Below are 4,035 nucleotides of genomic sequence, written 5' to 3'. Positions count from 1 at the left end.
GCCCGGCGCCCAGTCCCGCCACGCTCTGGTCGTTCGCGGTCGTGAAGACCCCCGGACCGTAGCCCTGCGCCCGCCCGGCCGGGCGGCGGATCAGTCCCGCGGCCCGGACGGCTCGAACGCCACCGGCGCGTCGAACGCAGCCCGCCGGGTGGTGCGCCGCAGCGTGCGCAGCAGCGGGCCGCCGACGGTGAGGCAGAGCACCGCGGTGAGCGCGGCCCTCGGCAGGTCCCAGCCGAGCGAGGTGGTCAGGCAGTAGAGCGCGAACCGCGGAAGGTTCGCCGCCAGCGGGTCGCCCGGGACGAACGCGATCGAGCTGGCCTGCCCGGCGATGTACGGCCAGCCCTGCAGGTTCATCACCGTGCCGTACGCGACGGCGGCGACGGCCCCGTAACCGGCCAGCAGCAGGTGCTCGCGGCGCCCGCGCAGCCGGTCCGGGCCCGGGAGCAGCCCGGCGCCCAGGCAGACCCAGCCCATGGCGAGCATCTGGAACGGCAGCCAGGGGCCGACCCCGCCGGTGAGCAGGGCCGAGGCGAACATCGACACCGCGCCCAGCACGAAGCCGAAGCCCGGGCCGAGCGCCCGCCCGGCGAGCACCATCAGGAAGAACATCGGCTCCAGCCCCGCGGTGCCCGCGCCGAGCGGCCGCAGGGCGGCGCCGGCCGCGGCGAGCACGCCGAGCAGGGCGACCGCCTTGGCGTCCAGACCGGGTGCGCCACCGCCCGCCGTGCGGCCCTCGGCGATCTGGGCGACCACCACGGCCAGCAGCAGCGGCAGCAGCAGGGCGAACAGCCAGGGCGCGTCCGCGGAGTGGCCGACCAGGTCGGAGCCGGGGGCGGCGAGCAGCGGCCAGCCGAATGCGGCCACCCCCACCGCGGTCAGCAGGGCGAGCGCGGTGCCCGAACGGCGGCCGAGCGGTGCGGGGCGGGCGAGGGCGCTCATGCCGCTCCGTCCAGGGCGGCGCGGACCTGGCCGACGGTCAGCCACGGGCCCGGCGCCATCACCTTGGCGACCTGCGGCGCGAAGACCGGGGAGGCGGTGACGACCTCGGCGGTCGGCCCTTCGGCGACGACCTCGCCGTCGGCCAGCACCACGGTGCGGTGGGCGAGTTCGGCGGCGAGTTCGACGTCGTGGGTGGCCAGCAGCACGGCGTGCCCGGCGGCGGCGAGCGCGCGCAGCACCGTCACCAGGCGGGCCTTGGCGGCGTAGTCGAGGCCGCGGGTCGGCTCGTCGAGCAGGACGGCCGGCGGCCGTGCCGTGAGCACCACGGCGAGGGCCAGGGTGAGCCGCTGCCCCTCGGACAGGTCGCGCGGGTGCCGGGCGTCGTCGATGCCGGGCAGCAGCTCGGCGACCAGGGCCCGGCAGGTGCCGGCGGGGGCGCCGGCGTCCCGGTCGGCGGCGGCGCACTCGGCGGCGACCGACTCGGTGTACAGCAGGTCGCGCGGGTCCTGCGGGACGAGGCCGATCCGCTTGACCAGTTCCTGCGGGCGGGCCCGGTGCGGGGCGAGCCCGCCGGCCAGGACGCTGCCGCCGGCCGGGGCGTGCAGGCCGACCAGGCTGCCGAGCAGGGTGGACTTGCCGGCGCCGTTGCGGCCCATCAGCGCGGTGACCTCGCCGGCCCGCAGGGTGAGGCCGGCGCCCCGCAGGGCGGGCACCGGGCCGCGCCGTACGGTGAGCCGGTCGGCCGCCACGAGCACCTCGCCGGGCGCCGCGCCCGGCGGTGCGGCGGGTGGGGTCCGGTCGGCGAGGCGGTCGCGGAGCGGCGCGGCGCGGCGCCGGGCGTCGCGGACGGAGAGCGGCAGCGGCGACCAGCCGGCGGCCCGGCCGAGGGCGACCACCGGCGGGTGGACGGGGGAGTGCGCCATGACCTCGGCCGGGTCGCCGAGGACCGGCGGCTCGCCCGGCCCGGGGAGCAGCAGCACCCGGTCGGCGTACTGGACGACCCGCTCCAGCCGGTGCTCGGCGAGCAGCACGGTGGTGCCGAGGTCGTGGACGAGCCGCTGGAGGACGGCGAGGACCTCCTCGGCGGCGCCCGGGTCGAGGGCGGAGGTCGGCTCGTCCAGCACCAGCACCTTCGGATGGACGGTGAGCACGGAGCCGATCGCGACCCGCTGCTGCTGCCCGCCGGAGAGCGAGGTGAGGGCGCGGTCGCGCAGGTCGGCGAGGCCGAGCAGGTCGAGGGTCTCCTCGACGCGGCGCCGCATGACGTCCGGGGCGAGGCCCAGCGACTCCATGCCGTAGGCGAGTTCGTCCTCGACGGTGTCGGTGACGAAGTGTCCGCGCGGGTCCTGTCCGACGGTGCCGACCAGGTCGGCGAGGTCGCGCGGGCGGTGGGTGCGGGTGTCCCGGCCGTCGACGGTGACCCGGCCGCGCAGGGTACCGCCGGTGAAGTGCGGGACGAGTCCGTTGACCGTGCCCAGCAGCGTCGACTTGCCGGAGCCGGACGGCCCGACCAGCAGGCACAGTTCGCCCTCCGGCACGGTCAGGTCGACGCCGGCCAGTGCGGGGGAGGCGGCGTCGGCGTACTGCACCGACACCTGCTCGAAGGTGATCACGGACTCCTCCTCGGCGGGACGGGTGCGGCGACGGCGGGCAGCAGCCCGACCAGCACGGCGGCGACGGCGGGCAGTGGCAGGGAGGGCACCGACGGCGGGACGACCGGCGGGGCGAAGGCCGCCGGGTACCGCCCGGCGCACCAGATCGTGAGGGCGGCGACCGCGATCCCGGAGCCGGCGACCAGCCACTCGCGCGCCGCCCACGGGTCCGGGCGGTAGCGGGTGCGGACGCTGCGGCGCCCGCCGGCCGCCAGCCCGGCGCCCGCCGAGGCGAGGCCGAGCAGCAGCACCGGCAGCGCCCAGCCGGCGCCCTCCGAGCCGAGCAGCCCGTACAGCGCCGCGCAGACGCCGGCCAGGCCCAGCAGGGTGAGCGCCGCGGTGGCCCGGGCGATCCGCGGCGGCACCGCGGCCGTCCGGCCGAAGCCGCGGGAGTCCATCGCGGCGGCCAGGGCGACGGACCGCTCCAGCGCGCCCTCCAGGACGGGGAGCCCGACGCCGAGCAGGGCCGCGATGCCGCGGTCGGTGCGGCCGCGCAGCCGGCGGGCCGCCCGCAGCCGGCGCACGTCGGCGACCAGGTTGGGGGCGAAGGTCATCGCCACCACGGCGGCCAGTCCGGCCTCGTAGAGCGCGCCGGGCAGGGCGCGCAGCAGCCGTGCGGGCGAGGCCAGCGCGTTGGCCGCCCCGAGGCAGACCAGCAGGACGGCGAGCCGCAGCCCCTCGTACAGCGTGAAGAGCAGCGACTCCAGGGTGATCGGGCCGCCGATCCGGACCCCCTGCGCCCAGCCGGGCAGCGGCACCCGGGGCAGCGTGAGCAGCACGTGGGTGCCGGGGATCGGGGAGCCGAGCAGCACGGTGAACGCCAGCCGGACGGCCAGCACCACCAGGCCGAGCCGCAGGAACGCCCCGTACGAGCGGGACCACGGCTCCTCGCCGCGCCGGGCGGCGACCACGTGGCCGGCGACCGCGGCGACCAGCAGCAGCAGGACGGGGTTGGTGGTCCGGGACGCGGCGGCGGCGAGGCCGAGCGCCCAGAGCCACCACGCGCCGGGGTGCAGCCGGCGCGGTCCGGTGAGGGCGGGGGAGGTGCGCATGCGGATCCCGGTGGTCCGTCAGTTCCGGCGCCGGGAGCGCAGGTAGGCGCCGGCGCCGAGCAGCAGGACGAGCGCGCCGCCGAGGACCGGGCCGGTCAGCCCGCCGGAGGAGTCGGCGCCGTCGTGGCCGGCCGGTGCGGCGGCGACCGCCTCGCCGCAGCCGGCCCGCGGGTACCCGGCGATGGCGCACAGGATGCCGTTGGTGTCGTAGCGCAGCGGCGGTGCGAGGGCGGCGAGCACCTCGGCGGAGGTGGCGGCGGCGGGTACCGAGGCGCAGCCCGTCCGGGCGTCGGGCCGGGTGCCGGCGCCGGCCGGCGCGTCGGCGGCCGTGCCGAAGTCCAGCACCACCGCGACCCGCGTGCGGTCGGCCCGGGCGGGGGGGGCGGCGCAGA

The 4,035-nt window shown here is 78.8% G+C and carries 4 protein-coding genes; all 4 read right to left on the bottom strand.

Features of this window, described 5'->3' with window-relative positions; all coding sequences use genetic code 11:
- Positions 1-90 precede the first annotated feature (90 nt).
- Positions 91-939, bottom strand: coding sequence for an ECF transporter S component (locus tag ACFV0G_RS30475; RefSeq protein ID WP_380555011.1), 849 nt, complete (start codon positions 937-939; stop codon positions 91-93).
- Positions 936-2,552, bottom strand: coding sequence for an ABC transporter ATP-binding protein (locus tag ACFV0G_RS30470; protein ID WP_380555009.1), 1,617 nt, complete (start codon positions 2,550-2,552; stop codon positions 936-938). Before ACFV0G_RS30470 ends, ACFV0G_RS30475 begins: the two co-directional genes overlap by 4 nt.
- Positions 2,549-3,643 carry an energy-coupling factor transporter transmembrane protein EcfT gene (locus ACFV0G_RS30465; RefSeq protein WP_380555007.1) on the bottom strand — a complete coding sequence of 365 codons (1,095 nt, stop codon included), beginning with the start codon at positions 3,641-3,643 and terminating at the stop codon, positions 2,549-2,551. Before ACFV0G_RS30465 ends, ACFV0G_RS30470 begins: the two co-directional genes overlap by 4 nt.
- Positions 3,644-3,661: 18 nt before the next feature.
- On the bottom strand, positions 3,662-4,035 hold a 374-nt coding region (locus tag ACFV0G_RS30460; RefSeq protein ID WP_380555005.1), incomplete at its 5' end, for an SCO2322 family protein.

It is taken from the genome of Kitasatospora sp. NPDC059571, from assembly GCF_042735675.1.
Lineage (GTDB): Bacteria > Actinomycetota > Actinomycetes > Streptomycetales > Streptomycetaceae > Kitasatospora.
The sequence above is the reverse complement of the archived record's forward strand: the minus strand, read 5'-3'. Positions and strand labels throughout refer to the sequence as shown.